Source organism: Erythrobacter sp. BLCC-B19 (genome assembly GCF_028621955.1).
In the GTDB taxonomy this organism is placed as follows: Bacteria; Pseudomonadota; Alphaproteobacteria; order Sphingomonadales; family Sphingomonadaceae; genus Erythrobacter.
Genome location: NZ_CP117516.1, coordinates 2,074,612 through 2,101,149, shown reverse-complemented (window position 1 = coordinate 2,101,149; position 26,538 = coordinate 2,074,612). Strand labels below are relative to the sequence as shown.

Here is a 26,538-nt window from a genome sequence, read left to right as displayed (position 1 = left end):
TCTATTGCAGCCTGCCGATCGCGCCCGCGGCGGATTTGAGCGCGGCGCGGAAGTCGGCCGGGCGGTAGGCGTTGGGCTCTTCAACCGCCTTGTAAGCGCGGGCGATGTCGCCCCTGATCCCGGCTGCCGCGCCCTGCGTCACCCGGCCCTCCTTGACGAGAGCGTTGAGCAAGGTGTCGATCGCCATCACCGCCTGCACCGATCCGGCATAGTCGGTGAAGCGCTGGCTCGTGGCCTCGCCCGCGATGATCGCGATCACCTTGAAGGCATCGCCGCTGCCAAAGCCGCGCGCCGACAGCGCATCGGACAAGGCGCCCGCGCGCGAGGAAAGCGTCTGGGCGGCGCCGCGGGCCTCGGCCGGGCCAGCGCCAAACGCCTTGTGGAAGTCGCGCGCGGCGGTCTGGAAAGCGGCCGCCTCGCCCGGCACCAGTGCCCCTGCGACCGCCTGGAGCATGATCATGTTTTCGTCATTGAAGGGCGGGTTGCCGAAGGGGATGGGCCGCGCCGGATTGGTCTCGAAGGTCAGCTTGCGCTGCGGGCCATCGGTGATGGTGCGGTGGCACGAATGGCAATCGAGGAAGTAGAACTGCGGGAACGCGCCTTCATAGGCCAGTTTGGGCTGGGCAAACAGGCTGGTCGACCGCCGCACCGCTTCGGCCTGCCCGACCGCCCACAGCCGCACGCCATCGGGCACGCTCTTCCTTGCGGTGTAATCGCCGTCGATCTGGTGGTGCTGCTGGAGCGAGGAGAACAGGTCGAGCTCGAACGACACGCGCGGGTGCCCGGCGGCCATCATCGCATGGGTGACGAACTGGCCGGGCTTGGCCGAGCCATAATGGCAATCAAGGCACACCCCGGCGCGCACCTTGGGATTGTCGAGCGGGGTGAGCCCCGCTGCCACGTTGGAGGCGTGCGTGGCGGGCAGCGCATAGTGCTCCGCCAGCCATGTCCCGCCCGACGCACCGTGGCAGCTTTCGCAGCCGACGCCGTCGGTGAGGGTAAACTTGGGGCCGCGGGCGCCGGCGGGCGCGTTGGTGGCATGGCAGCCGAGGCAGGCGGGCGCGGATTGCGCGTTGCCAAGCCCGAGGCTCGCCGCGATCTGCTGGCCGCGCCGCCCGCCGAGCACGGCATAGGCGCGGCTGTGCGCGCCGCTGGGCGAAGAGGGTTCCTGCCAGGTGGCGATCTCGTCCTGACGAACAACCGCACCATTGCCTTCCGCGCGGCCGTGGCAGGTCGAACCGGCGCAGGTCGCCACCCCTTCGAAGGTGCCGTTACCGATCGCGATCGATGCGGGATAGACCAGCGCCAGAGCAATCACCGCCAGCACACGCAGTGCGCCGGGCCGCTGTGCGACCCGTGTGATCCTGCCTGACCAAATTCGCCTCATCCCATCCCCCCCGAGATGATCGCCTGACGTGAGAGCGGCTCCGGTACCGCTGCAATCCCTGACAGGCTAGCACCGCGCCCCCGCGCGATGCTTGTAACCCTGCGTCAGGTTTCGTTCCCCGTCTGCCGATTCCCCCGTCTGGCTGACCCACGCCCTTGTCCCAAGCTTGGGGGCGCGATGCAACAGGCAATCGACATCATGCACGCTTGTTCAGGGCGCAACCTCTTCGGCAGGAGCGGATTCCTCGAGGCTGGCGGCAAGCGATTCGAGCTGCACCGAACAGCCCTTGGCGATCAGCGCTTCGGCCAGGGCATCGGGCGTTTCGTAGTCATCGGCCAGCAGCACGAAATTGACTTGCGCGCTGGAGGCATTGTCCGGCCCGGTAATGTTATAGGGCACACCCTCGACGATCGGCAGGCGCGCCGGATCGAGCGCGGCGACGGTTACGGTATCGTCGAAGGTGACATCCACCGAAGCGCCGTTTTCGCGGTTGAACATCCGGTAGGTGCTGATCCCGGTCGCCGGACGCCACAAGCGGACGGTGGCCAGATCATAGAGGCAGATCGTGCCCGAACGGGTGACATCGACATACCAGAGGTTGGGGTTGGTCGGGATGCCGTCGGTCACGTCGCGCACCGCCCCGGTGCGCACGCGGGTGGCGGCGCGCTTGCGGGTGAGCGAGGCGAAACGGTCAGCGGCAACCTGCGGGCGATCGCCCACGCGGAAGGTGCCTGCGCCCTTGATAACGCGCGTCCCTTGCGCGGTCAGCACGGTGACCACATCGCCCGCCTTCAGGGTGATCGAGGCGTTGTCGTCGATCTTGGTGCCGACCGGATACTTGGTCGAAGAGGGGCCGGTGGACTTGACCACCACCCCGGCCATCGCCGCCACCGGCAAAGCCAAGGCGGCCCCGGCAAGCGCGAGTGCGGCGAAATTGCGCTTCAGTCTATCCGAGAACATAGGTTCCTCCCTCGTCGCCATCTGCAATGCGCCGCGCGAGATTGCGCAACGCTGAATCCTCGGGATGGCGCGCAGCCACCCCCTCCACTAGCCGCACTGCGGCGGCGCGGTCGGTGACGGACAGCACACTCGCCTCTACCAGAGCGGCGCGATCTTGCGCGGGAAATTCGGGTGCGGGCTCGAACAGTTCAACCGGCCGCGCGCGCCCGCGCAGCACCACCCGCCCCATTGGCCGCCACCAATCAAGCCCCGAGGCCTCGGCGAATTCGCGGCTCGCCATCACCGCCGAATCGAGTGCCTTGTTGGCCGCTTCAAGCCGCGCGGCGGTGTTCATCGAATCCCCCAGCGCGGTGTACTGGATGCGATTGGCACCCCCGAAATTGCCGATCACCGCCTCGCCATAATGCAGGCCCACGCGGGTCTTGCCGATCGGCGGCAGATCCGGGTCCATCGCGGCGACCTCGGCGCGGAAGGCCTCGCCCGCCTGCCACATGGCGTAACCCGCCCGCGCCGCGCGCATCCCGTCGTCGGGGCGACTGATCGGCGCACCCCAGAAGGCGACCACGGCATCGCCCACGAACTTGTCGATCACCCCGCCATGATCGAGCACCACCTGGCTAAGCACATCAAGATAGCGGTTGAGCAGCTTTGCCACCATTTCCGGCGCGATCGCGTGGCTCATCTTGGTGAAGCCTTCCAGGTCGCTGAACAACACGAAGATCGTGCGCTTCTCGCCGCCAAGGCTCAGCAGCTCGGGCTTTTCGATGATCGCCTGGGCAATGTCGCGCGGGATATACTTGCCCAGCGCCCCAGTGGCGAAATTGCGCTGCACCGCGCCCGATGCGCGCGCCGTGGTGGTGACGGCGGTGAAGACGATGATCCACCCGATCAGCCAGCCGACCACCGGCAGGCCATAGGTGTCGACATTCTGGAACTGCAACAGAAACGGCGTGCCCTGAAACAGCACCAGCTGCGCAACGCCAAACAGCGCCAGCCGCCGTGCGGGCCATTCGAGCAGTGCGGTCAGAACCGCGATCACAACCACCAGCGCCGCCATCGCCCACAGCACCCATGTCTCGATCGGCCTCAAGAGGCGGTTGTCCAGCATCTGGGCGATGATTTCGGCATGGACCGCGATTCCCGCCGGAACTTCGCCATTGATCGAAGTGAAGGTCGTCTCGACCCGGTCATAATCGACAATATCGCCGCCGATCAGGATATACTTGCCGGCATATTGCTCCTTGAGGAACGGGAGAATCTCGGGATCGGGATCGACGAAGAGGTCGATCTGGGCCGGGGGAAACAGCACCGAATCTTGATACTTGGCGCGGCGGTAATCGATCGCGCCTTCGTAACCGGCAAAGGCCTTGGCGGGTTCACCGGCTTCGGCCAGCATCACCCGCCCGAGCAGGGGCGGCAGGCCGGGGCGGATATCGGGCCACAGCCGGGTCGCGCCGAAGGTGTTGTCGAGCCGGATGCTGGCAGGCTGGGCATTGCTGCCCTCGAGCCGCGCCATGAAGGCTTCGAGAAACTGCTGCTGTTCGTATTCGATATCGTCCGGGTTGGTCGCCTTGGCGGCATAGGCGACCGCGACCGGAGTCTTCATGCTGCGCAGCGCCGCGATCAGCTCCTCATCCTCGTCCTGCGGCTGATCGAACAGGATGTCGATCCCGATCGCCTTGGGCTCGAAGGTGTCGAGCGTGCGCAGGGTCTTGGCCAGCAGGCCGCGATCGAGGGGCGAGCGCTTGCGCGCCGCAATCAGCGTCTGGTCGGTATAGACCACCAGCACCACGCGCTTGTCTTCCTCGACCAGGTCGGCCGCGTAATAGGCGCGCAGGTCATAGAGCGCCCGCTCGGCCTCGCTGGTGAGCGGGGTGGGCTCTGTGCCATCGGGCAGCACCCAGCTGTAACGCGCGATCAGCAGCGCCACGCCAAGCAGCATGACCGTCAGCGCCAGCTGGACGGTGCCCGCCTCGCGCACATTGTGCCAGCCGCGCGTCAGCCAGCCAAAGCGCGCGGCAAAGCTGGCGGACGTGTCGTTCATCGCAAGGGCAACGCCGCCTCAGCGCGCCAGTTTGGCAGCGCCATCGCCCACCACGGCGAAGGCCGACCAGTAGAACGGGTGCGATGTTTCCGCGCTGTCCATCAGCGCTTCCTGCGAAGCCCGCAGCGCCTCGGCGGTGCTGCGCCCGTCCTCTGCAAACAGGCCCGAAACCAGCCGCCCGGTCGCGTCGAAATCATCCGGCACGGGCCAATGGCTCGCCAGCACGGTGCGCCCGCCTGCGCCGACAAAGGCGCGCACCAGCCCGTCGAGCGCAAACTCGCCCCCGCTCGTCACCCCCGCCTCGCGGGTCGCGCCCACGGTGGCGGTGCCCGCCGTGTCGCAGGCCGAGAGGATCACGAGATCGGCATCGATCCTGAGGTCGAAGATTTCACCGAAGCTCAAAAGGCCGTCAGAGCCCGCGCTGGCATCGAAGCTGGTCAGCAGCGCAGGGCGCGGCGGACATTCGGGCTGGGGCGCGGTCACAAGGCCGTGGGTGGCAAAGTGCAGGATGCGGAACTCGGACAGGTCGGGCAGCGCCTGAATGGCCGTGTCGGTGAAAGCCGCGCCCGTCAGCACCTGTGTCCCTGAGGAAAAGCGCGCCGCTGCCTCGCGCAGTTCGGTCGCCTTGACCGGCCGCGCCCAGATATTGGGCGACCACAGACACTTCTCGCCCGCCTCCAGCGCCGCACGGGTGCGCGCGGCGCCGGGCGTCGCATTGCCGATCGGTGCGTTTTCGCCGAGGCCGAGATAGGCGCGCTTGCCATCGGACGGACGGCTGGCGCGAACATCGCGGAAGGCGGCGGCCGCCACTGCGGTGCTCACCTGCGTCTGCCGCCCGAGCCATTTGGTGCCGCGGAAATCGTACTCGTCCGCGTCCTTGACCTTCATCCGCGCCTCATAGGCCGCGACGCTGGCATCGTCGGTGACGAGCAGGTTGATCGGCAGCTTGAGCATCGCGCCATCGGGCTCGAACACCACGTGCCGCGCCTTGGGCAGATCATCGGCCACCGGCGCGAACAGCTTGACATAAAGCTGGCGCGCGGCGGCAATGTCGAAGGGATAGGTCAGCACCTGCCCGCCTTCGACCACCGCGATGCTGTCGCGGATCTGGTTGACCATGCTTTCGATCTGCTTGGGGCTGGCATCGGTGCGCCACACCCGCGCGCTGTCGCGGGTGGCATAGACGACATAGGCCTCCCGCTCGAGCGTCACCAGTTTCACATAGGCTTCGCCCTCGGTGAGAATGGCCTGAAGATCGGACAGCGCGATCCCCGCCCCGCTCACCGCACGATAGCGCGGATAGGCGGCAAGGCGCGTCAGCACCTCGGATTGCTGGGCCTGCAACTGCTCAAGCCGGGTGCGGCGCTCGGCGATCTGGGTGGCCTGCCGGGTCTCGGCCTCGGGGAGGCTCTCCAGCTCGAGCAGCGCGATCCGCAACTGCTCGATCCCGCGGCCGAGATTGGTCGCGGTGCGGAACAGCTGGGCGGCCTCGTCGGTGCCTTCGGACAGCTCGCGGGCGAGCGCTGCCTGGGTCTGGGCAAGGCCGGGACGCTGGAGCAGCTGGCTGGCGGCGAACAGATCGGCGGCGGCATCGCTTCCGGCTGCACCGCCCTCGGTCAGCAGAGCGAAATAGGGCGTCATCACCCCGCGCAGCGAAGGCAGCGCCCGGCCTTCGGCATCGCCGATGATCCCGCGATAGAGCCCAAGCGCGTCATCGCGCCGTCCAGCGCGTGCGTAAAACCCTGCAAGCTGCGCTTTGGCGCTGCCAAGAACCGGCGTGCCGGGATAGGTCGCCTGAAGCAATGTGATCGCGGACCGATGCAGCCCCTCGGCCTCGGCGGGCCGGCCTTCGCGCTCAGCCACTTCGGCCAGTTCGCCAAGCACCTGCGCGCGCAGCCACGCGACCGAGACAACCCGACCGCCGCGCACTTCGCCGAAAGCCGCGTTCGCTGCGCGCAGGAAGCCGGTCGCCTCGTCAGTGCGCCCAAGCTGGCGCAGCGCGGTTGCCTTGAGATAGGCGTGCTGTCCATCGAGCAGCCGCGCGCGTTCCAGCGGGGTGAGGCTGAGTGAATATTCGCTGGTGATGCGCCCGCTCTCGCTTGCCAGCTGCCCGGCCAGTGCAGGGCCGATCGTCAGCGACCGGGCGAGGTCGTTGTCGGCAAATTCGACCGCGGGCGGGGTGTCGAGGATGGCCAGCGCACGGGCGGGCTGGCGCTGGTTGAGCGCGTCCATGCCCTCGTAATTGCGCTGGAGCCGCGCGAGCAACGGGCTGCTCGCCGCTGCGGGGCGCGTCAGGGCGAACAGGCGGCGGCCTTCGGCGAAGTTGCCGAGGTTGGACTGCTGCAACGCCTCGTTCAATTGCGCTTCGGCAGCGCCCGGCCCGGCGAGCGCCGCCGCCGAGGCTGCGAAGAACTCCGAGGCCTCGGCAAAATTGCCCGCGTTCGAACGGCGATAGGCCTCCGACAGTGCCTGATCGCCCGCAATCGCTTCGGCCTGCTGGCGCGCGAAGGCGATGGCGTCGGTGGTGCTGGTCAGCGGGATCTCGACCGTGCCCGGCACGACCTCGTCACTGGCGAGCGAGGCGAGGCCGAGTTCGAGCGCCTTGGAATAGGCGGTGAGCCCGGATGCGGCAAAGGTGCGGCCCGCGCGACCTGCGATCAGCAGGTCGGTGGCAAGGATCGATCCGTCACGCTTGCAGGTAAGGCGCTCGACCGCAGCAAGGCCGGGAAGCGCGGCCTGCCTTGCCGCCGCATCGCTCCCGCAGCCGTGGCCTTCCCCCAGAAAGCGCGCCGGGCCGGGGCTGTCGCCCGCCTTGGGCTTGACCACCCACAAGGTGCCGACCGGCGCGGCGGAATCGCGGCAGATCACCGCATAGCGGCGGTCGAACAGCCCTGCGCCGGGTTCGGGCGACAGGATCTGCGCTTCGCACAAGCCATTGGAACCGATCGGGAAGGTATCCCGCAACGACAGGCTGACGCTGTTTTCGGCACTGTCGGCAAGGCCGGGCGCGGCAAGGCCGAACACGGCCAGCGCCGCCGCAGCCCCGGCCGCGAGCCGGACGGGAAAGAGACGCGGATGCTTCATGTCACTTCCCTCCCTGCGGCGCGCCCGGCTGGGCAGGCGGCGTAGCCGTGCCATAGACAGCGGTATCGCTGCCGCTGGTGACCGGATCGTCCAGCAGCGGGTCTTCGCTGATCAGCGGCGTTTCCGGACGGTCGGGGAAGTCGACGCCGTAGCGCTCTTCGTCCTCGTCCGACACGCCCTGACGCGAATCGCCAATGGCAACCGGCTTTTCGAACACCTCCGGATTGTTGATCGCAACCGGCGGCTCCCGCTCCGGCGGCGGTGGCGGCGGCGGCGGTGGCGGCGGCGGCGGAGGCGGCGGCGGCGGCGGCGGAGGCGGCGGAGGCGGAGGCGGCGGGGTCAGCGGACATTCGCCCGTGTTGATGTCGCAATCGTTGAATTTGCTGGAGGAGCTGTAGGTCGTCGGGTCGTTGCCCGTGCGGTTGAAATTGACCTCGCGGAAGAACGCTTCGCCGACGATGAAGTCACCGGAAGCGGTCAGCCTGCGGCCATAGGCGAAGACATCGAGCGGGGCGGGGTTGGCCTTGGGCTGGTTTGCACCGCCCCCCTGATTGACGGCAGGGTCGAACCCGGCAATCGACAGTCCGGCATCGCCGACCAGGATCCCGCCTTGCGCGGAGGCCGTCCCGGTGTTGCGCACCAGCAGCCCGCGGCTGATGAAAATGTCGACATCGCGGGCGCGGATATAGCCGAGCGGGTCGTCGCTCCCCGCCGCAGCGACCGCAAGCAGCGCATCGCGTCCGGCGAAGTTGGGATTGGTTTGCAGCTGGGCGATGGTGGCAGCATCGGCCGCCCAGATATAGCCCGACGTCAGTTCGATCTGACCGCCCAGACCACCATCATTGTTGGTCACGCGGATGCTGCCGGGCGTGACGAGCTCGATCCGTCCGCCTGCAATCAGCGAGAGGACATCGCTGTCGATGGTGTCATCGAAGGCAAGGTTGCCCTCGATCCGGATGATTCCCTCGGTCGCCGATCCCACGCGGAAGCGAACCAGCGAGAAGCCGTCACCATCCGACCCGGCCAGCGTCAGGTTGCGGATGATCAGTGCCGGGGTGTTGGCATCGATCGCCATCGGCTGGTTGAGTTGGTTGTTGCCGCCCGGATCAACCAGAACCGGCATGAAGAAGGTGAGGTTGCGCCCGTCGATCCGGTCGGCTTCCTCAGCCAGCAGCGTCCAGCCATCGCCATCCACGGTGCCGCCGATCACTGCGGGCGCATCGGTGTTGATCGAGGACAGGCCCAGCACCGGCGCGGCGATCCGCGCCCCTGCCGTGATTTCGATATCGCGCGAGGACAGCCCGATTCTGTCCCCCGCCATCCCGGCGCGGGTGTCGTCATCGCCTTCGATGGTGATGGTCTGGCCCGAATTGACCGTGATCAGCGCGGTCGAGGTGCCCGCCGGGCCGCCGATGACCCCGCCGTTGAAGGTCTGGATCAGCACGTCGCCCAGCGCATTGGCATTCAGCACGCCCGAAACCAGCAGGGAGCCACGATCTGCGAGGAAGGTCGAGGGCGGCAGCGCGCCGTTCAGCCCGTCTCCCAAGGCCGAGGCGAACAGCGACCCGGCGTTGACGGTTCCATCGGCAAGCTTGATCGCGAACACCCCGGCGGTGTTGCGGTTGCCCCCCGGCGTCGCGCCGAAGCCGTCGGCCGCGAGCCGCAGATTGCCGACCGAAATTCGCGCCCGGCTGTCGGCCTCGATTTCGAGCGAGGCGGTGCCGCCCGACGCCGTGCCGCCCGCCTTCGCCTGTGCGCTGGCGTAGATTTCCATGAATCCGGCATCGATCGTGCTCGCCCCGGTCAGACGCAGGCGGGCAAGGCCGCTGGAGGCCGCCCGGCCTTCAGTGTTGTCGGTGCCGCCCGCCGAAATCGAGCGCGATTCGACGACCAGTTCATCGAGTGTCAGCGCCGAGCTGGCGAGGGTGAAGATCGCATCGAGACTGGTGGCCGAGCCATGCACCAGCGCCACGCCGGCCTCGGCGCGCGAACTCACCCGGAACGTGCCTGCGCCCGCCTGATCCGAGCTGACCGTCAGCGCCGAACCCTCAACCGTCAGCGTGACCGCACCCGAGGTGGCGTTGCCGCCGGTGCCTTCGCCCTCACCACCGTCACCGCCAAAGGCATCGGCGTTGATGAAGGAGGCTCCCCTGAGGCCGACCGTCGAGTTCCGGATCAGCACGTTCACCGGTGCAGAGGTGGCGCTGCCGCCATTGCCGGTCGCCGAAGTGGCGTTGCCGCCGGTCACCGTGGCCGCGATCCTGAGGATGGCGCCGGTTATATCGGTGTTGATCAGCGAGAAGTTGACCGGCACGCCCGCGGCATTGCCGCCGGTGCGCGTGCCGGTGCCGCCGACGATCCCGCCGTTGATCGCAATTCCGGCCTCGCCGGTGCCGTTGGGGGTGAAATTGATGGTCGAATCGGTAGCGGAGAAGCGCAGCTCGCCCGCGACCCCGCCTTCGCCATTGCTCAGGGTCACTGCGCCGCCGCGCACACCATCGCCCCCGCGCGACATATCGCTGAGGTCAAGCAGGCCCGTGATGTTGAGCGTGCCGCCGTTGAGCTCGATCTGGTTGAAACCGCTGATCGCCCCGCCGCCATCGCCCGAACCCGAGCCATCGCCGCCGCGCGCGCCCGATGCGCCTCCGGCCAGCTCCAGCGTCGCCGTCCCGCCGTTCAGCACCCGGATGATGCGCGTGCCGCCAATGCCCTGGCCGCCGTGGACATTGCTGGTCGAAACCGTGCTCGATCCGCCCTGCGAGAAGACGGTGAAATGGGTGCGGCCCATGACAAGGCTCGATCCTGCGCCATCGACCTCGATCACTGCCGTGCCGCCCTGGCCGATGCCCGCCGGGCCACCGGCAAAGCCCTCGCCCGCATCCACAGACGATCCGCCGCCAAAGCCGCGCGCCCAGATGCCGATTTCGGGCATGACGCCCTGGGTGGGGTCGATGTTGGTGGGCAGGGCGATGCTGCCGCCGCCCCGCGCGAGCAGGGCGACGTTGCCGCCCCGGCCCAGACCGCCCAGCCCGCTGCCGCCATTGGTATTGCCGCCGCTGCCGTCGGCGCTCAGGATCCCGCCCGCACCGGGCGCGGATTGCAGGTCGGTGATGATGTTCCGCTGGATAATCAGGCGGCTGCCTGTTCCGAGGCTGCGCATTTCGGCGGTGCCGCCAATGCCGTTGCCGCCTTCGTGGACCAACGCCTGCCCGCCGCGCCCGGTCGCCACCGCCTGGGCCGAGCCCAGCGTGATCGTGCTGCCGCCGCGCGACTGGATGAAGGCGAGCCCGCCCGTGCCGTTGCCCGCTGCAAAGGCGGCGCGCGTCTCGCCGCCTTCGCCATTGGCGAAGACCTGCGCGATGCCGGTCACGGTCAGGGTGCCGCCGCCTGTGTCGCCGACATTGGTGATATAGGCCGTGCCGCCCACGCCGTTGCCGCCCGCACCGGTCTCGGCCGCGCCGCCGCTGCCGCTGGCATCGACGATCAGCTCGCCATCGACATCGATGGTGATCCCGTCGATCTCGACCGCCGCTTCCCCGCCGGTGCCATTGCCGCCGCGCCCGCCAATGGCAAAGCCGCCCGAACCGCCCGCGAGCAGGAGGATCCCGGTCGCCTCAAGCCGCCCGCCAAGGCCGCCCAGCACTGCCGCAGCGCCGCCGAAGCCATTGCCGCCCGTGCCGCCCGTGCCGCCAAAGCCGACCGCATTGGCCTGCACCTGCTGCACCGACACGCGTCCGGCCCGTACCGTCAGGGCGGAAAAGCCGCCCGTGCCATTGCCCGCAAGGCCGCGCGGGTCGTCATTGCTGTTGTCGACCCCGCCGGTGCCGCCAAAGCCGGTGGTATCGAGCGTGAGATTGGAGAAGCTGGCAAACCCGCCGCCGACATTGCCCGGCCCGCCGAGCAGCGCCAGACCGGCCTGCGCCAGACCGCCAAACCCGTTGCCGCCGCGCCCCGGCGTGAACTGGTCGCTCGACGGCCCGCCGCGCCCGCCCGATCCCTGCGCCGCGACAAAGGCTTCGCCAGCGACGCTGATCTCGCCATAATCGCCGCCTGCGAGCAGATAGGCGCCGCTGTTGAAGGTCGGGTCGGCCTGGTTGGGCGTGTCGGACGATCCGCCATAGCCATCGCCGCCATTGCCCGGCGCGATCTGCTGGCCATCGTCAGACCCACCCTCGCCCCCGCGACCATCGGCGCGCACGTCGGCCTGACCGCCAATGGTGACCACGGCGCGCTGGCTGGCGGTGCCATTGGCCTGGAAGAAGGCATTGCCGCCGCGGCCGATGCCGCCATTGCCGCCATGCCCGAAATTGGCATTGCCGCCGACCCCGATCGCACTGGCGCGGGCCGCCTGCTGCAATGCGATGGTGCCGGTCACGGCATTGGCGCCCGCAAGCCCCGCCTCGGCATCGCCGCCCGAAATGCCGTTGCCGCCCGTCGCATTGCCGAAGGCCAGGAACTCGCCGCCGACCGTGATCCGCCCGGCACCGCGCGTGATCGCCCGTGCCGCGCCGCCCAGCGCCCGCCCGCCCTTGCCGCCGCCATTGTCGCCGCCGAAGGCCGAGGCATCGAGTTCGAGCTGGCCGTCGATCGTCAGCGCCCCGGTGCCATCGACCGCAATCTCCGCCGTCCCGCCATCGGCGAGCGCCCCGTCGCCCGACCCGTTGGAGCCGCGCGCAAAGGCAGCGGCAAACAGGCCGACATCACCGCGCACGCCGAGAGTCGCCGAATCCGCGAGCGAGATCAGCGTCGCCCCGCCAAAGGCGTTGGACGCGGTCGAGGCCGAATTGGTGTCCCCGTCGGCCCCATCGCCGTCCGCTGCAAGGAACAGGTTGCTGTCGATCGTCGCCGCGCTGTTGCCGCTCAGCACGATCCGCGCCGTGCCGCCCCGCGCTGCGGCGCCGGTGCGCACATCGCCGATCGAGCTGCCGAAGGCCGAGGCGTTGAGACTGACAAGCCCGCCAATCGCGAGCCGCCCGCCGGTCATCGCGATTTCGGCTGTCCCGCCGCGCGATGTGCCGGTGATGCGGTTGATGTCGTCCGCTCCGGCAAAGGCGTCGGAGGTGATCGTCACGTCACCATCAATATTGACCACCGCCGAGCCATTACCGACCGAAAGCCGGGCAATCCCGCCGGTCGCGTTGATCGCATCGAGCGATTGCAGGCTCGAACTCACCACGCCGAAATCGCGTGCGTCGATCAGCAGGTCGCCCTTGATCGTAACCGGCCCCGGCCCGGCGGCCGACAGCTCGGCGCGGGTGCGCCCCACGAGCAGGAGGTTGCCCGCGACCGACAGCGCGCCATCAAGGGTCGAGGCGATGGTGCGGCCATTGCTGATGGCAAGGATGCTGGAGGTCGAACTGACATCGCGCAGGTTCACCGTCACGTCGATCTCGCTCGTCGCCCGCTCGCCGCGGAACACCGCGTCCTTGCCGTCGCGGATCGAGCCGGTGTCGACGTTGCGCCCGAAGACGTTGTAATTGGCCGCAAGAATGATCTCGCCGTTGACGATCCCGGCGCTCTGGGCGGTATCGAAGCCGACATTGCCGCGCAGCAGCATCGAGATCGGGTCGCGCGCGGCGCGCATCACCCCGTAGATCATGTGCGCATCATTATCGCCGGTGCTCGACGGGCCACCGATATTGCCGTCAAGCCGCAGCACCTCGCCAGCGGCCGAGGTTCCGACCGGAATCGATATGTCGAACAGGCCGTTCGAAAACCTGAGGTTGACCAGCTCGCCTGCTACATAGGCGTGGCTGCCATTGACCCGCGCCGTGCCGCGCATCGCGACTTCGGCCCCGACGGCCGCAAAGAAGGCGTTCTCGTTGAGGGCGTTGATCTGCGCCCCCTGGCGAATGTCGATCAGCGCCGTGGTGCCCTGCTGGCCCTGCAGCGTCAGGTTGCCGCCCTGCACGAAATCATCGAAGGTGCCCGACACCGGATCGAGCGTGGTCAGCAGCAGGCTGCCGACATCGAAAGTCGCATTGCTGCCGACCAGAATCCCGGTGGGCGAATAGAAGGCGATGAAGCCGCCCGGCACGAACCCGCCCGTAGCATCGCGCACCTGCCCCAGCACCGCGCCGTTGATGACCGCGATATTGTTGTTCGCGGTCGGCAGGATGCGGTTGAGCACCGCAAAATTATCGCCCTGCGCAGCGCGGAAAATCGCGGTCGCGCCGGTGCGCAGGAAATCGAGCGCATTGCCGTTGTTGTCGGTCTGCGGCGTCCAGTCGATCACAGCGGTGGGCGAGAACACATCGACACGGGTCGTGGTGGTGTCGACCGTGTTGATCTCGGCCGAGCCCGAAACCACCTGTCCGCCCGCCTGAATACCCTGCGCCGCCGCCCGGTGCGGCGACAGCACCAGCGCCAGCGCGAGCGCGGCGCTGCCGCAGCCGACCAGCAGGCGCGAACGATTGCGCAAGGGATGGGTCATGTCAGAATCTCCACGGCAGCAGGCGGGCTGTCAGCGTAAACAGGAAACGGATGTCGCCCTTCTCGAGCGCAAGATCGGGCCGGACGAGCGGCGCAGCGACGAGGAAATCGCCCTGCAATCCCTGCCCCCAGGCAAAGCGCACCCCGGCCCCTGCCGACCACAGCCGGTCGGGGTTGGCCGCGCGGCGGCTGGGATCCTCGTTCCAGACGTGCGCGACATCGCTGAACAGATAGGTCTGCCAGGCGACGGTCTCCGCGCGGGTGGGCATCAGCGTGCCGAAGCGCACTTCGAGCGAATTGAGCACGCCGCTGTCGCCCAGCACCGCGCCCGGATCATAACCGCGCCCGATCGAGAAACTGCCTGCGGCGATTTCCTCGAAGGCGGGCAGCGGATCGTTGGTGATCTGCCCCTGATTGTCGAGCACGAAGGCGAGCTGTGGCAGCGGGCGCCATTCGATCCCGGCATTGAGCCGCACCAGGAAGGGCGTGGGATCGGCCTCGATCCGGCTGGGGGGCGCGGCCCCGCCGAGCAGGCAACCGAGCAGATTGGCGCGGCAATCGGGGCTGGCATCCAGCACATCGAGCCCGTGGCGCGCCTCGATCCCGTAGCGCAGCCGGAAGCGCGGCTCGAACGGGGAATAGCCGTCCGCGCGCAGCACCGAACGCTGATCGAGCACCTCGCCCGCCACCCGCGCAAAGGCCACGCGCACCTTGTCGCGGGTCAGGGCGACATTGTTCACGTCGACATTCTGATCGACCACATCGAAGCCGCCATCGACATAGATGCTGTGCTTGCGGCTGCGCACCAGCGGATAACTGGCATAGAGGCTGGCAAACAGCGTTTCGGCCTCGACATTGAAGCCGGCGATCCCGGTGGCGGGCTTGGTCTGGCTCAGCGTCAGCTGCCCGCCGAACCTGAGCCCTTCGCTCCCCACCCGGAAATCATGGCCGAGCTGGAGGGTTTGCTGCTCGTCGAAATCAAGCGTCGAGAACAGCGCCACCGAGGTGCGGTCGCCCAGCCCGGTGACGTCGTAGATCTCGCCCCGCAGCACCCCGCCCAGCCGCCCGATCGCGCGCGAGCCGAGGTTCTGGATATTGACGTCGGCCATCGCCTTCTGGCGCAGCACCGCGATCTCGCCGACCAGATCGCCCGGCGCGCCGCCCGCCGCCGGTCGCAGCGACAGGCGCACATCGAGGCCCGGCAGATCATCGGCCAGCAGCAGATAGCGTTCGGCGGTGTTGGTGTTGAACACGTCCTGCTGGGTCAGCTTTTCGAGGTAGCTTGCCACCAGCCGTTCCGACGGCCCCGCCTCGCCGCGCACGCGCACTGCCGTCAGCCGTCCGAACACCACCCTGAAATCGGGGATGCCATCGGCAAGGCTCTGTTCGGGGATCTCGACCGTGGCGAGATAGCCCTTGCTGCGCAGCAGCGCGTTGGCTTCCGCGCGGATGTCGCACAGCACCGACACCGGCAATTCGCGCCCAACGTAATCGGCATAGGCCTGATCGAGCGACAGGCCCGGCACGCGGTCAAGCCCGACAAAGGCCGCGCCTTTGACGGTGAAGCGGATGTCGGCAAATTCGGGGCGATCGAGCGCGCAGGGCGGACGCTCGAAATCGCCGTCGACGGTCAGCGTGACGCTCTTTTCCTCGCGCCGCAGCTCGGGCGGGATGAGGTCGCTGCGGTTGGGCGGGGTGATCTGCGCCAGCGGCGGCTGTTGCTGGGCAAGAGCAGGCTGCGCGCCCGCAACGAGCGCCATGCCGAGCGCCAGCGCCGATCCTGCCCGCCGCAGGGCGCGCAGAGGCCGATGCTGCACAGGGCGCGAGCTGGTGACGTGTTTCGGCAAATTCCCCCCCAAAAGACACAGCGTCCCTGCGCGACCCTGACCCGGCCAAGACAGTGGACTGCGTTTTTCATCCGGCCTGCCCGGTGCCCGCGCAACAGCGCAGCCATCGCATGGCAGATCGGCGACCCCTTGGCGCGAAGACTACTCCCACAGGCCTCAAAAACAAGCGCGCAAGGCCTCACACCCGGCTTTGGGTGTCACTTTGTCGCATTTGCACAAATGTGAGCGCTGCCAAGCCGAGGGGGTGGCCGTGGCACAGCACAGGCACAGCGCAGGCACAGGCGACCGGCAGCGCTGTCGGGCGCGGCCGGTCAGTCCAGCCGATCAGTTCTGCGCGGCGAGCATCACCTTGGCCGAAGCGCCGGACAGCGCCCCCGGCTCGGCGGGCAGCTTGGCCGGACGCGCCGCGCCCGGATAGGCCTTGGCGAGCAGCGCCAGCGCCTCGGTGATGCGCGCGTGGACAGCCGGGTTCTCGGCCTTGATCGCGGTGCTGTTGGCGGCAAAGGCCGAAGCCGCGACGCGGGCAAAGCCATAGCCGTCGAGATAGGGCTCGTAGGCGTCATTGCCGGGCAATTGGCGGTACATGGTGCTGGCGCGTTCAATCATGTCGGCGATGACCCCGGTTGCGACCTTGGCGCTGCTGGCGTCGGTCTTGGGCGCCTTGGTCGCCGCCTGCCGCAGCGCGGCGATGATCGCGTCATAGGCCTTGCCGACCTCGGCCGTGCTCTTGCCCGCAAGGGCCGCATCCGAAGCGGCGGTGAACAGCGGCTTCACGTCGGCAACGCCCAGCTTGGTGAAGGTCGGCTCCATGTCCACCAGCACCTCGCTGACAGGATGCGCGAACATTTCGGCGGCGGCTTCCTTCTTGCCCGCGCCATAGGCATCGCGCGCGGCCACGACGTGGGCCTCGGCCACCGCAAGGGCAATGCCATAGGCGACGGGATCGCTGGCCGCATCGGCGACGGCAACACCGCCTTCGCCTTCGCCGCCTGCGCCGACCGCCGCCTCGCCCTCGCCCGCGCCGCCTTCGCCTTCACCGGCGGTGGCGGCAGCTTCGGGGGTGGCACCCGCCTCGCCCCCGGCCTCGCCCCCCGCTTCCCCGCCACAGGCGGCCAGAAGGCCCCCTGCCAGCGCTGTCCCGAGGCCGAGCTGAGTCCAGAGTTTGAGCGTGCTGTTCATGGGGGATGCGTCCTTGATCGCGGGGGTAATCCGGTGCGCCTCATGGCCCAGATGATAATGGCTCGCAAGAGACATTCGCACAGTCGCGGGCTTGCCAGCTGTGCCGGGCAGCATTAGATTATGAGATAACGTATCATCCTGTAGCGCCCAGAGGCTTTCCCCCACTATGCACGCACCGCTCACTCGCATGACCCGATATGTCGACAAGCCCGCGGGGCTGGCCGCGATCCGGGAGCCCGAATGCAGCCTCGCCATCTGGCAGCGCACGCCCTTCGCCGACTTTGCGGCCCTGACCGAAGGCGACCCGCAAGACCTGCGGTTCAGCTGCTCGAGCCAGAGCCTGCCCGCGCTGCTCGCTCAGGGGCTGGTGACCGGCGGCTTCGGCGGCGATGCGGCCTGCCACGCTGCGCTGGTCGAAGATGTCGCGATGCTCGCCCACCACTTCTGCACCGCGATGGAGCTGGCCACCTGCGAGTTGCGGCTCGAGGTCGTGCGCACCGACAGTTGCCGCAAGTTCCACGCCGACTATGTCACCGCCCGCCTTATCACCACGTATGTCGGCGAAGGCACCGACTGGCTCGACGAGGCCGATGCGGCGCGGGTGGCTGAGGGCGGCGCGCCGCAGCGCATCCATCGCCTCGCCCCCTTTGATGTGGGGCTGTTCAAGGGCAAGCTGGCGAGCGAGAATCCCGCCATCCACCGCTCTCCCCCGATCAGCGAGACCGAGGGCGGGGCGCGGCTGCTGTTGGTGCTCAACCCCGCCAGTCGGTCGTTCGTCGATGGGGCAGATTGTCCCCTTCCGCCGCAGGAGCAACTGCCTTAACAGGCGCGCCATGCGCCCGCGCGGGCGCGGATCAACCATGCGATGCCTGCCGCTTTGGGCGGGGACAGGGCATCGCTCGCAACAAGGGATGTGCTCGATGAAGAAGTTCCTGCTGGCCGGGGCTTCGGCCCTGATCATGGCCGCACCTGCCGCTGTCCAGGCCGATGAAGGGATGTGGCTGCCGAGCCAGACGGCTGCGATCGCCGATCAGATGAAGGCCGCCGGCCTCGAACTCGACGCCAAGACGCTGGGCGACCTGCAACGCCCGCCGCTGACCGCGATTGCCTCGCTGGGTGGCTGTTCGGCCGCGTTCCTTTCGCCCGAAGGCCTGGTCGCGACCAACCACCACTGCGTTGCCGGATCGCTCCAGTACAATTCCTCGCCCGAAAACGACTACCTCACCAACGGCTTCCTCGCCAAGGAACTGGGCGATGAACTCCCCGCCGCGCCGGGCAGCCGCGTCTATGTGATCGAAGACCTGCGCGACGTGACCAAGGACGTGCTCAAGGGTGGCGACAAGCTCGATGGCCGCGCGCGTTACGACCGCTTGCAGGCCAACCGTCAGGCCTTGATCGAGGCGTGCGAAAAGCAGGCCAACCGCCGCTGCGACGTGCGCGCCTATTTCGGCGGCGCGCAGTACTGGCTCCAGCAGCAGCTCGAGATCAAGGACGTGCGCCTCGTCTATGCGCCCGCCGCGGGCGTGGGCAATTTCGGCGGCGAGAAGGACAACTGGATGTGGCCGCGCCACACCGGCGACTTCTCGTTCTACCGCGCTTACGTCGCCCCCGATGGCTCCTCGGCGCCGTTCAGCAAGGACAATGTGCCCTTCAAGCCCAAGGCCTGGCTGCCGATCGCCAAGGAGGGCGTGAAGGAAGGCGACTTCGTGATGGTCGCCGGCTTCCCCGGCACCACCGAGCGTCTGCGCATGGCCGAAGAAGCGCGCTTCTCCTATGAAGAGCTCTACCCCTACCAGCAGCGGATGCTGGCCGAATATGGCGACCGCATCGACGAGCTGACCGCGGGCGATCAGGCCGCGACCATCGCCTATGCCGCCACCTTGCAGGGCACCGAGAACTACGAGAAGAAGATCGCTGGCCAGATGGCAGGCGCCGACGCGATCTCGCTGGTCGCCAAGAAGCAGGCCGAGGAAGCCGCGTTCCGGGCCTGGATCAAGGCCGATCCGGCGCGCGAGGCGCAATATGGCCCCTCGCTCGCCAAGCTTGATGAACTGATCGCCGCCGGCAATGCCGAGGCGCTCGCCGATGCCAAGCGCGGGATGCTCGGGCGCGGCCAGCTTTATGGTGCGGCCCGCCAGCTCTATCGCTGGGCGAACGAGCAGGCCAAGCCCGACAAGGACCGCGAACCCGGCTTTCAGGAGCGCGACAAGGCGTTCATGACGCAGGCGATGCAGCGGATCGAGCGGCGCTATGTGCCCGCGATCGATCAGGCGTTGTGGACCGACGGCATCGCCGAATACCGCAGCCTGCCCGCCGACAAGCGCAACACAAGCTTCGATGCCTTCATGGAAGGCAAGGACATCGCCAGCTTCTACGCCGCGACCGAACTCGGCAACACCGCCAAGCGGATGGAGTGGATGGGCAAGACCCCGGCCGACTTCAAGGCGTCGAGCGATCCCTTCATCCAGCTGGCGGTCGCCACCTATGACGAAGCGATGGCCAACGAGGCGGCTGAAAAGGCCCGCTCGGGCGAAGTGCAGAAGGCCCGTTCGGCGGTGATGCAGGCGCGCCTCGCCTATGCAGCGTCGCAGGGCAAGGCGATGTATCCCGATGCCAACGGCTCGCTGCGCTTCACCTATGGCAAGGTCACCGGCAAGGCGGTCGACGGGCAGATCTGGACGCCCTTCACCACCGCCGAAGGCATCGTTGCCAAGCACACGGGCCGCGGTGAATTCGATGCGCCCGACAAGATGGTCGAGCTGATCAAGGCCAAGGATTATGGCCGCTGGGCCGCGCCGGAACTGGGCACGCTGCCGGTCGACTACCTCTCGACCGTCGACATCACCAACGGCAATTCGGGCTCCTCGACGCTCAACGCCAAGGGCGAGTTCGTCGGCCTTGCCTTCGACGGCACGATCGAGGGCGTGGTCAGCGACTGGATGTATGATCCCAAGATCAACCGCACCATCCACGTCGACAGCCGCTTCATGCTGTGGACCATGGAAAAGGTCGACGGCGCGGATCGTCTGCTCAAGGAAATGGGCGTCACCGCCAAGTGAGGCTGCGCCTGCCAATCTGAATAAGTATGCGGCGCGTGGGAATCCCGCGCGCCGCCTGCTATTGCTGCCCCGGTCAGGGTTCCGGACGGGGAGAGAGCGATGCAGGACGTGGTGGTGGTCGATATCGGCGGGACGCACGCCCGCTTTGCGATTGCCAGCATCGGCGCGGGCGGCGCGATCAGTCTCGACGAGCCCGAAACGCTCCACACCGCCGATCACGCCAGCTTCCAGACCGCGTGGGAAGCCTACCGCGACCGCAAGGGCGGCACTCTGCCCGCCGCCGTCAGCATGGCGATTGCCGGGCCGGTGGGAACACCCGGCAACCTCAATCCCGTCATCCGCTTCACCAACAACCCGTGGATCATCCGCCCGGCGCTGATCCCGGAAAAGCTGGGGGTGGAGCGCTTCACCCTCGTCAATGATTTCGCCGCCGTCGCCCATGCCGTGGCGCGCGCCGACGACAGCCAGTTCCTGCACCTTGCCGGCCCCGACCAGCCATTGGGCCGCGAGGGCACGATCAGCGTGATCGGGCCGGGCACGGGCCTTGGCGTGGCGCATCTCTACCGCTCCGAGGGCGGCGGTTACCGCGTGCAGGCGACAGAAGGCGGGCATATCGACTTTGCCCCGCTCGACAGCATCGAGGACGCGATCCTCGCCCGTCTGCGCCAGCGGCATCTGCGCGTGTCGGTCGAGCGGGTGGTGGCCGGCCCCGGCATCGTCGACATCTATCAGGCGCTCGCCGCGCTCGAAGGCCGCACCGAGCCTGAGCGCGAAGCCATCGAAATCTGGAACCTCGGCACCAGCGGAGAAGACAGCCTGGCCGCCGCCGCAGTCGACCGGTTCTGCCTGTCACTCGGATCGGTCGCGGGCGATCTGGCGCTGGCGCAGGGCGGCTTTGCGGGCGTGGTGATTGCAGGCGGCCTCGGCTACCGCATCCGCGACACGCTGCTGGCCTCGGGGTTTGCGGCGCGCTTCAAGGCCAAGGGGCGGTTCGAAAGCCTGATGGCGGGCATCCCGGTCAAGCTGATCGTCCACCCGCAGCCCGGCCTGTTCGGCGCGGCGGCCGCCTTCGCCTCGGAACATCCATGAAGACCGTCGCTGCCCTTGAAGCCCGGCTGGGCGAGCTGCACCAGCGCACCCGCGAAACGCCGCTGTTCAACCCGGTGTTCCAACTCTCGCTCGATCTGTCGCGGGCGCTGGAAGGGGGCGAAGTCAGCCTCGATGATCTGACCGCGCTGGTGGCGCAGCTGGAATGTGACGGGTTGAAGGCGCGTGCGAAGAAGCTGCGCAGCCTGCTCGCCGCGCCGCCGTCAACGCAGCCCCTGATCGATGAGGGCGAGACCTTCGAATCCTTTGCCGCGCGCTGGCAGCGCCCGCAGCTGCACGCCGTTTTCACCGCCCACCCCACCTTCCTCCTCGCACCCGCCCAGGCCGCTGCCGTTGCCGAAGCCGCCTCGGCGCCGGGTGATGTCGATGACGCGGTCTGCGCCGTGCCTGCCACCCGCACCGCCGTGACGCTGGAACACGAACACCGCGCGGCGATGGACGCAATGGCCCGCGCGCAGGACGCCCGCGACGTGATCGTCACCCGGTTGCTCGAGGACGCACGCAGCCGGTGGCCCGAGACATGGCGCACCCTGCGCCCGCTGCCGTTCCGCTTTGCCAGCTGGGTCGGCTACGACATGGACGGGCGCACCGACATCGGCTGGCACACCTCGATCGCCTTCCGGCTTCAGGAAAAGGCCGAGCGGCTGGCGCGCTACACCGCCAGTCTTGAGGCGCTGGACGCTGCCCACCCGCTGCTCGCCGCGCTCAGGCCCGCCACCGCCTTCGCCAAGGCGCGCGCCGAGGATTTTGCGGGCGATCTGACGGGGGCCGAGGCACTCGCCGCTGCCGCCAACAAGCTGACCACCCACAGCGCGGACAACCTGCTCTCGCTCGCCCCGGTGATCGCCGCGCTCGAAGACGAAGCAGCTGGCGCCCCGGCGGCTCGCGCGGTCGCGCTGCTTACGCTGGCGGCGGCGATGCGGGCCGATGGGCTTGGCATGGGCTGGATCCACTTCCGGGTGAACGCCAAGCAGCTCCACAATGCCGTGCGCCGCCGCCTTGCCGATGACGAGGTGATCGACCTTGCCAGCAAGGGCGCGATTGCCACCCTGCGCCGGATGGTCGACGAGGCGCAGCCCTTACGCACCAACTTCGCCGCACTCGCCACCGAAAGTTCGACCGCGATCCGCCAATTCCTCGCGATGGCGCAGATCCTCAAGCACATCGACGCCGATGCCCCGATCCGGATGCTGGTGGCCGAGTGCGAACAGCCCGCCACGGTGCTCGCCGCGCTCTATTTCGCCAAGCTGTTCGGGGTGGAAGACAAGGTCGATGTCTCGCCCCTGTTCGAGACCGAGACCGCGCTGGAACACGGTGGACGCTTCCTCGATGCGCTGCTCGCCGAGCCTGCCTACCGCGCCTATGCCCGCACCCGCGGGCGGGTTTCGGTGCAGACCGGCTTTTCGGACGCGGGGCGCTTTGTCGGGCAGGTGCCCGCTGCTCTTGCCATCGAGCGCCTGCAAGGCCGCCTCGCCGAAGCCATGGCAGCCAACGGCCTCGGCGATATTGCCGCGCTGGTGTTCAACACCCATGGCGAGAGCATGGGCCGCGGCGCGCACCCGGCGAGCCTTGCCGACCGGCTCGAATGGCCGCTCTCCCCCTGGGCCCGGCGCCGGTTTGCGCGGGCCGGCATCCAGCTCGAGCCCGAGGTCAGCTTTCAGGGCGGCGATGGCTACCTGTTCTTCGCCACCCCTGAGCTCGCGCTCGCGACCCTCACCCGCATCGCCGAACTGCGGCCGGCCGAGACCGATCTCGCCGCGCCCGCCGACCCGTTCTACCACCGCACCGACATCAGCCTCGATTTCTACCGCGCGGTGAAGGAGCATCAGGGCGATCACCTTGCCAGCCGCACCTATTCGCGCGCGGTCACCGCTTTCGGGCTTGGGCTATTGAACCCCACCGGTAGCCGCGTCTCGCGCCGCCAGAGCGACATCAACGCCGACCGCGAGATGAGCCTGCGCCAGATCCGCGCGATCCCGCACAATGCGATCCTCCAGCAATTGGGCTACCCGGTGAACGTCATCGCCGGGATCGGCAGCGCCGCAGATGGCAACCGCGAGGAAATCGCCGCGCTGCTCGCCGACAGCGCCCGCGGCCGACAGGTCATGCGGCTGGTGCGCCGCGCCAATGCGCTCGCCAGCATCAAGACCGTTGCGGCCTATGGCGAGCTGTTCAACTCGGCCTATTGGGCGAGCCGCACCTATCGCGGCACTGAAGAGCACCTCGCCGAACCGTGCGCGGCGCTGGCTGAATATCTGGTGGGCGATGACCGCACCGGCGTGTTCCGGCGCCTCGCCTCGCGCCTGAGGATCGACGCGATCAAGCTCCACCGCTTGACCGACCTGCTGCCCGATGAGGCGCCCGACGACACCCGCGAGCACGTGCGCCGCCGCATCGGCGTGCTGCAGGCGCTCCGGCTCGCCCTGCTGCAACATATGTTCCTCAAGGCCGTCGCCGTCCCCGCCTTCAGCCGCGCCAATGACATCAGCCGCCGCGACGTGATCGAAATGGTGATGACCTTGCGGGTCGACGAAGCCCTCGCCCAGCTGCGCCGCGCCTTCCCCGTCCGGGTGCCCGGCCCGCGCGATTTCCCCTTGGACGAGCCAAGCGACTACCCCGATGGCGGCGAGGAAGGTTACGGCGCGATCGAGCGCGACTTCATCACGCCGATCGCCCGCGCGCAGGAATTGTCGCTCCGGATCAGCACGGCGATTGCCAACGAATTCGGCGCGCACGGGTAACGGCGCAGACAGCACCTTCGGCTCCCACCCCTCAAGGGAGGGGAGTTGAAGAGCGACACCTCGCCTTACTTCAACGTGCTGCCCCGCACGATCAGCTTGACCGGCACCCGGCGGCGCGCGGCTTCGCCTTCGTCCAGCACCGCTTCCACCAGCGCCGCACCTGCTTCGGCAGGGTCAGGCGCGATGGTGGTGAGCGGCGGCCGGCTGAACCGCCCTGCGACAAGGTCATCGAAACCCATCACACCGACATCGCCCGGCACGGCGATATCGGCGGCGGAGAAGGCCTCGATCGCCCCCAGCGCCATCGCGTCGCAGGCAGCGAAAACCGCGTCCACATCCTCGCCCCGCTCGATCAGGCGGCGGGCTGCGCGGCGGCCCTCTTCCTCGCGGGTGGAGGCGTTGACGGTGGCAGCCAGACAGGGCTCCAGCCCGGCAGCCCGCATCGCCTCGGCATAGCCTTCATAGCGTTCGGTGAACTGCACCTGCGGCGTATTGAGCGCGCCGAGAAAGCAGGGGCGGCGATAGCCGGCCGCCAGCAGATGCTCGGTCGCCAGCCTGCCCGCTGCGCGGTTGTCGGACCGCACCCAGTCGAGATCGTCGAACGGCGAGCCCCAATAGGCGACCCGGCGGCCTTCGCTTTCAAGGCTGCGAAAATGCTCCCAGGCGGCGGCATTGGTGGTGGTGCCGATCACCACCAGCCCATCGGCGCGGCCCTGTTCCTGATAGTGCCCGAAAAAGTCGGCGGGCCGGGCCTGAAAGCTCACCAACGTCTCGAAGCCCCTTTCGGAGGCGGCAACGCAGACCGAGCCGAGCAGCGCATAGGCGAAAGGGTTGATGCTCGACGCGCTGTCGCCCTCGCGGCAGATCACCACCACCGCGAGCGTGCCGGTGGAGCCGCGGCGCAGCCGGGCGGCGCGTTCGTCGACGAAATAGCCCAGCGCCTCGGCCGCCTCGATCACCTTGCGGCGGGTCGCCTCGGCGATGGCGGGGGAGCCGGACAGCGCACGGCTTACCGTCGGCTGGCTGACGCCCGCCCGTTCTGCCACATCGAAGGATGTCGGCCGCCGTTTTGGTCCCCCGTTCATGGGGCTTGCTTCTAGGGCGGGAAGGCGTGGCGGCGCAAGGCTGGCCGTGCATTTGCGCTGCATTGCTATTCGCACTGGATTTGTGCGGTGGGGTCTTGCATTTCTTAAGCAGCGCGCGGATTGTGAACGTTAGCAATAAACCAGCGCGCTATGGGAGAGAGCGACAATGGCAATGGCACCGGGTGCGGCAACCGCCGCCGGGGATAGGCTGAGCGATGCACCGCAGGTGGACGCGCCGGGCCTCAACTATTTCGTTTTCGCGCTGTTCTTCATCTTCGGCGGGATCACCTCGCTGAACGATGTCATCATTCCCAAGCTCAAAGAGCTGTTCACGCTCAACTTCTTCGAAGCGAGCCTGGTGCAGTTCTGCTTCTTTATCGCCTATGCCGTGGTCGGCATTCCGGGTGCGCGGCTGGTCAAGAAGCTGGGCTATATGCGCGGCGCGGTGGCGGGTCTCGTCACTATGATGGCGGGCTGCCTGCTGTTCATCCCGGCCAGCCAAACCGCGCTGTTCCCGATGTTCCTGTTCGCTTATTTCATCCTCGCGACCGGCGTGGTGCTGGTGCAAATTGTCGCCAACCCACTGATCAGCCTGCTGGGGCCGGAGCGCACGACCCACAGCCGCCTGACCTTCGCGCAGGCGTTCAATTCAGCAGGGACGACGCTGTTTCCGATCGTGGGTGCGGGCATCATTCTCGGCAGTATCGCCAATGTCAGCGCCGACCAGCTGTCGGGTGAGGCGTTGCAGGCCTATCGCCAGACCGAAAGCGCGATCATCACCAGCACCTATCTCGGCCTTGCCGCCGCGCTGGCGCTGGTGGCGGGGGCGGTGTGGATGTTCCGCAACCGCCTGAAGGGCGAGAAGCACGAGCAGACCAGCCTTGCGGATGGCCTTGCGCTGCTGAAGCGCCCGCGCTTTGGCTACGGCGCAGCCTCGATCTTCCTTTATGTCGGCGCGGAAGTCGCAATCGGCAGCTTCATCATCAACTATCTGGCGCAAAAGGAAATCCTCGGCCAGCCCGAAAGCGTGATCGGCTGGATGGTGTCGATCTACTGGTTCGGCGCGCTGGTCGGACGGTTCATCGGCTCTGCCGTGCTGCGTTTTGTCAGCCCCGGGCTGACGCTGGCCGCCGTCGCGGCGGGTGCGATCACGCTGATCCTGATTTCGGCCAACACCACCGGAGTCCTCGCGGGCTATTCGCTGATCGCCGTGGGTCTGATGAACGCGATCATGTTCCCGACGATCTTCAGCCTCGCCTGCGAGAAGCTGGGGCCCAAGGCGGCCGACGGATCGGGGATCATCAACGTCGCAATCTGCGGCGGGGCGATCATCCCGCCGATGTATGGCGCGCTGGCCGATGCGACCAGCCTCGCCTTCGCGCTGGTGCTGCCCGCGGCCTGCTATGCGATCATCGCCGGGTTCGGGGTGTTTGCGCGCAAGCCTGCCTGATTTGCGTGCCACCTTCGGTGGCGCAGACCTCCCGCCCCGCCTCCCCACCCGGCCACCATACCGTAATGGATTCTTGGTGGCCGGGTGGGGAGGCGGGGCGGGAGGTCTGCATCGCGCGCCAGCGCGATCGCAGTTGAATAAGTATGCGCCCACTGGCGGATAA

The 26,538-nt window shown here is 68.0% G+C and carries 13 protein-coding genes; 5 read left to right on the top strand and 8 right to left on the bottom strand.

Annotated features, from left to right (window positions below; genetic code table 11):
- Position 1: 1 nt before the first annotated feature.
- The 7 genes from PS060_RS09750 to PS060_RS09720 form a co-directional block, all read right to left on the bottom strand.
- Positions 2 to 1,387, bottom strand: a complete 1,386-nt coding sequence (locus tag PS060_RS09750; protein ID WP_273982783.1) for a multiheme c-type cytochrome — start codon at positions 1,385 to 1,387, stop codon at positions 2 to 4.
- 210 nt (positions 1,388 to 1,597) lie between these two features.
- A complete protein-coding gene (locus PS060_RS09745; protein ID WP_273982781.1) occupies positions 1,598 to 2,347 on the bottom strand; it encodes a hypothetical protein in 750 nt (249 codons plus the stop codon).
- On the bottom strand, positions 2,334 to 4,391 hold the full coding sequence (locus tag PS060_RS09740; RefSeq protein WP_273982779.1) for an adenylate/guanylate cyclase domain-containing protein: 2,058 nt from the start codon (positions 4,389 to 4,391) through the stop codon (positions 2,334 to 2,336). The genes PS060_RS09745 and PS060_RS09740 overlap by 14 nt, the downstream gene beginning before the upstream one ends.
- Positions 4,392 to 4,409: 18 nt before the next feature.
- Positions 4,410 to 7,475 carry a CHAT domain-containing protein gene (locus PS060_RS09735; protein WP_273982777.1) on the bottom strand — a complete coding sequence of 1,022 codons (3,066 nt, stop codon included), beginning with the start codon at positions 7,473 to 7,475 and terminating at the stop codon, positions 4,410 to 4,412.
- Position 7,476: 1 nt separating this feature from the next.
- Positions 7,477 to 13,908: a beta strand repeat-containing protein gene (locus PS060_RS09730; protein WP_273982776.1), complete on the bottom strand. Its 6,432-nt coding sequence runs from the start codon at positions 13,906 to 13,908 to the stop codon at positions 7,477 to 7,479.
- Between the two features lies 1 nt (position 13,909).
- Entirely contained in the window at positions 13,910 to 15,724 is a 1,815-nt protein-coding gene (locus tag PS060_RS09725; RefSeq protein WP_273982775.1) for a ShlB/FhaC/HecB family hemolysin secretion/activation protein, read from the bottom strand.
- Positions 15,725 to 16,078: 354 nt separating this feature from the next.
- A complete protein-coding gene (locus PS060_RS09720) occupies positions 16,079 to 16,933 on the bottom strand; it encodes a hypothetical protein (protein WP_273982774.1) in 855 nt (284 codons plus the stop codon).
- A gap of 187 nt (positions 16,934 to 17,120) precedes the next feature.
- Here PS060_RS09720 and PS060_RS09715 point away from each other — a divergent pair, with 187 nt between their 5' ends.
- The 4 genes from PS060_RS09715 (at position 17,121) to PS060_RS09700 (ending at position 23,840) form a co-directional block, all read left to right on the top strand.
- Positions 17,121 to 17,756 carry a DUF1826 domain-containing protein gene (locus PS060_RS09715; RefSeq protein ID WP_273982772.1) on the top strand — a complete coding sequence of 212 codons (636 nt, stop codon included), beginning with the start codon at positions 17,121 to 17,123 and terminating at the stop codon, positions 17,754 to 17,756.
- Between the two features lie 97 nt (positions 17,757 to 17,853).
- A complete protein-coding gene (locus tag PS060_RS09710) occupies positions 17,854 to 19,992 on the top strand; it encodes a S46 family peptidase (RefSeq protein WP_273982770.1) in 2,139 nt (712 codons plus the stop codon).
- Between the two features lie 99 nt (positions 19,993 to 20,091).
- Positions 20,092 to 21,081 (top strand): glucokinase, encoded by a 990-nt coding sequence (locus PS060_RS09705; protein ID WP_273982768.1) that lies wholly within the window; start codon positions 20,092 to 20,094, stop codon positions 21,079 to 21,081.
- Positions 21,078 to 23,840 (top strand): phosphoenolpyruvate carboxylase, encoded by a 2,763-nt coding sequence (locus PS060_RS09700; protein ID WP_273982766.1) that lies wholly within the window; start codon positions 21,078 to 21,080, stop codon positions 23,838 to 23,840. Before PS060_RS09705 ends, PS060_RS09700 begins: the two co-directional genes overlap by 4 nt.
- A gap of 65 nt (positions 23,841 to 23,905) precedes the next feature.
- On the opposite strand, the gene PS060_RS09695 is transcribed toward PS060_RS09700, so the two are convergent.
- The gene (locus PS060_RS09695; protein WP_273982764.1) at positions 23,906 to 24,925 is read right to left on the bottom strand and encodes a LacI family DNA-binding transcriptional regulator; all 1,020 of its coding nucleotides are present in this window, start codon (positions 24,923 to 24,925) and stop codon (positions 23,906 to 23,908) included.
- Positions 24,926 to 25,091: 166 nt separating this feature from the next.
- On the opposite strand from PS060_RS09695, the gene PS060_RS09690 reads away from it, so the two are divergent.
- Positions 25,092 to 26,375, top strand: coding sequence for a sugar MFS transporter (locus PS060_RS09690; protein ID WP_273982762.1), 1,284 nt, complete (start codon positions 25,092 to 25,094; stop codon positions 26,373 to 26,375).
- Positions 26,376 to 26,538: the final 163 nt, after the last annotated feature.

Excerpts from the sequence above, each read along its gene's own strand:
- PS060_RS09750 (WP_273982783.1), bottom strand. The coding sequence starts at position 1,387 with ATGAGGCGAATTTGGTCAGGCAGGATCACACGGGTCGCACAGCGGCCC.
- PS060_RS09745 (WP_273982781.1), bottom strand. The coding sequence starts at position 2,347 with ATGTTCTCGGATAGACTGAAGCGCAATTTCGCCGCACTCGCGCTTGCC.
- PS060_RS09740 (WP_273982779.1), bottom strand. The coding sequence starts at position 4,391 with ATGAACGACACGTCCGCCAGCTTTGCCGCGCGCTTTGGCTGGCTGACG.
- PS060_RS09735 (WP_273982777.1), bottom strand. The coding sequence starts at position 7,475 with ATGAAGCATCCGCGTCTCTTTCCCGTCCGGCTCGCGGCCGGGGCTGCG.
- PS060_RS09730 (WP_273982776.1), bottom strand. The coding sequence starts at position 13,908 with ATGACCCATCCCTTGCGCAATCGTTCGCGCCTGCTGGTCGGCTGCGGC.
- PS060_RS09720 (WP_273982774.1), bottom strand. The coding sequence starts at position 16,933 with ATGAACAGCACGCTCAAACTCTGGACTCAGCTCGGCCTCGGGACAGCG.
- PS060_RS09715 (WP_273982772.1), top strand. The coding sequence starts at position 17,121 with ATGACCCGATATGTCGACAAGCCCGCGGGGCTGGCCGCGATCCGGGAG.
- PS060_RS09710 (WP_273982770.1), top strand. The coding sequence starts at position 17,854 with ATGAAGAAGTTCCTGCTGGCCGGGGCTTCGGCCCTGATCATGGCCGCA.
- PS060_RS09705 (WP_273982768.1), top strand. The coding sequence starts at position 20,092 with ATGCAGGACGTGGTGGTGGTCGATATCGGCGGGACGCACGCCCGCTTT.
- PS060_RS09700 (WP_273982766.1), top strand. The coding sequence starts at position 21,078 with ATGAAGACCGTCGCTGCCCTTGAAGCCCGGCTGGGCGAGCTGCACCAG.
- PS060_RS09695 (WP_273982764.1), bottom strand. The coding sequence starts at position 24,925 with ATGAACGGGGGACCAAAACGGCGGCCGACATCCTTCGATGTGGCAGAA.
- PS060_RS09690 (WP_273982762.1), top strand. The coding sequence starts at position 25,092 with ATGGCAATGGCACCGGGTGCGGCAACCGCCGCCGGGGATAGGCTGAGC.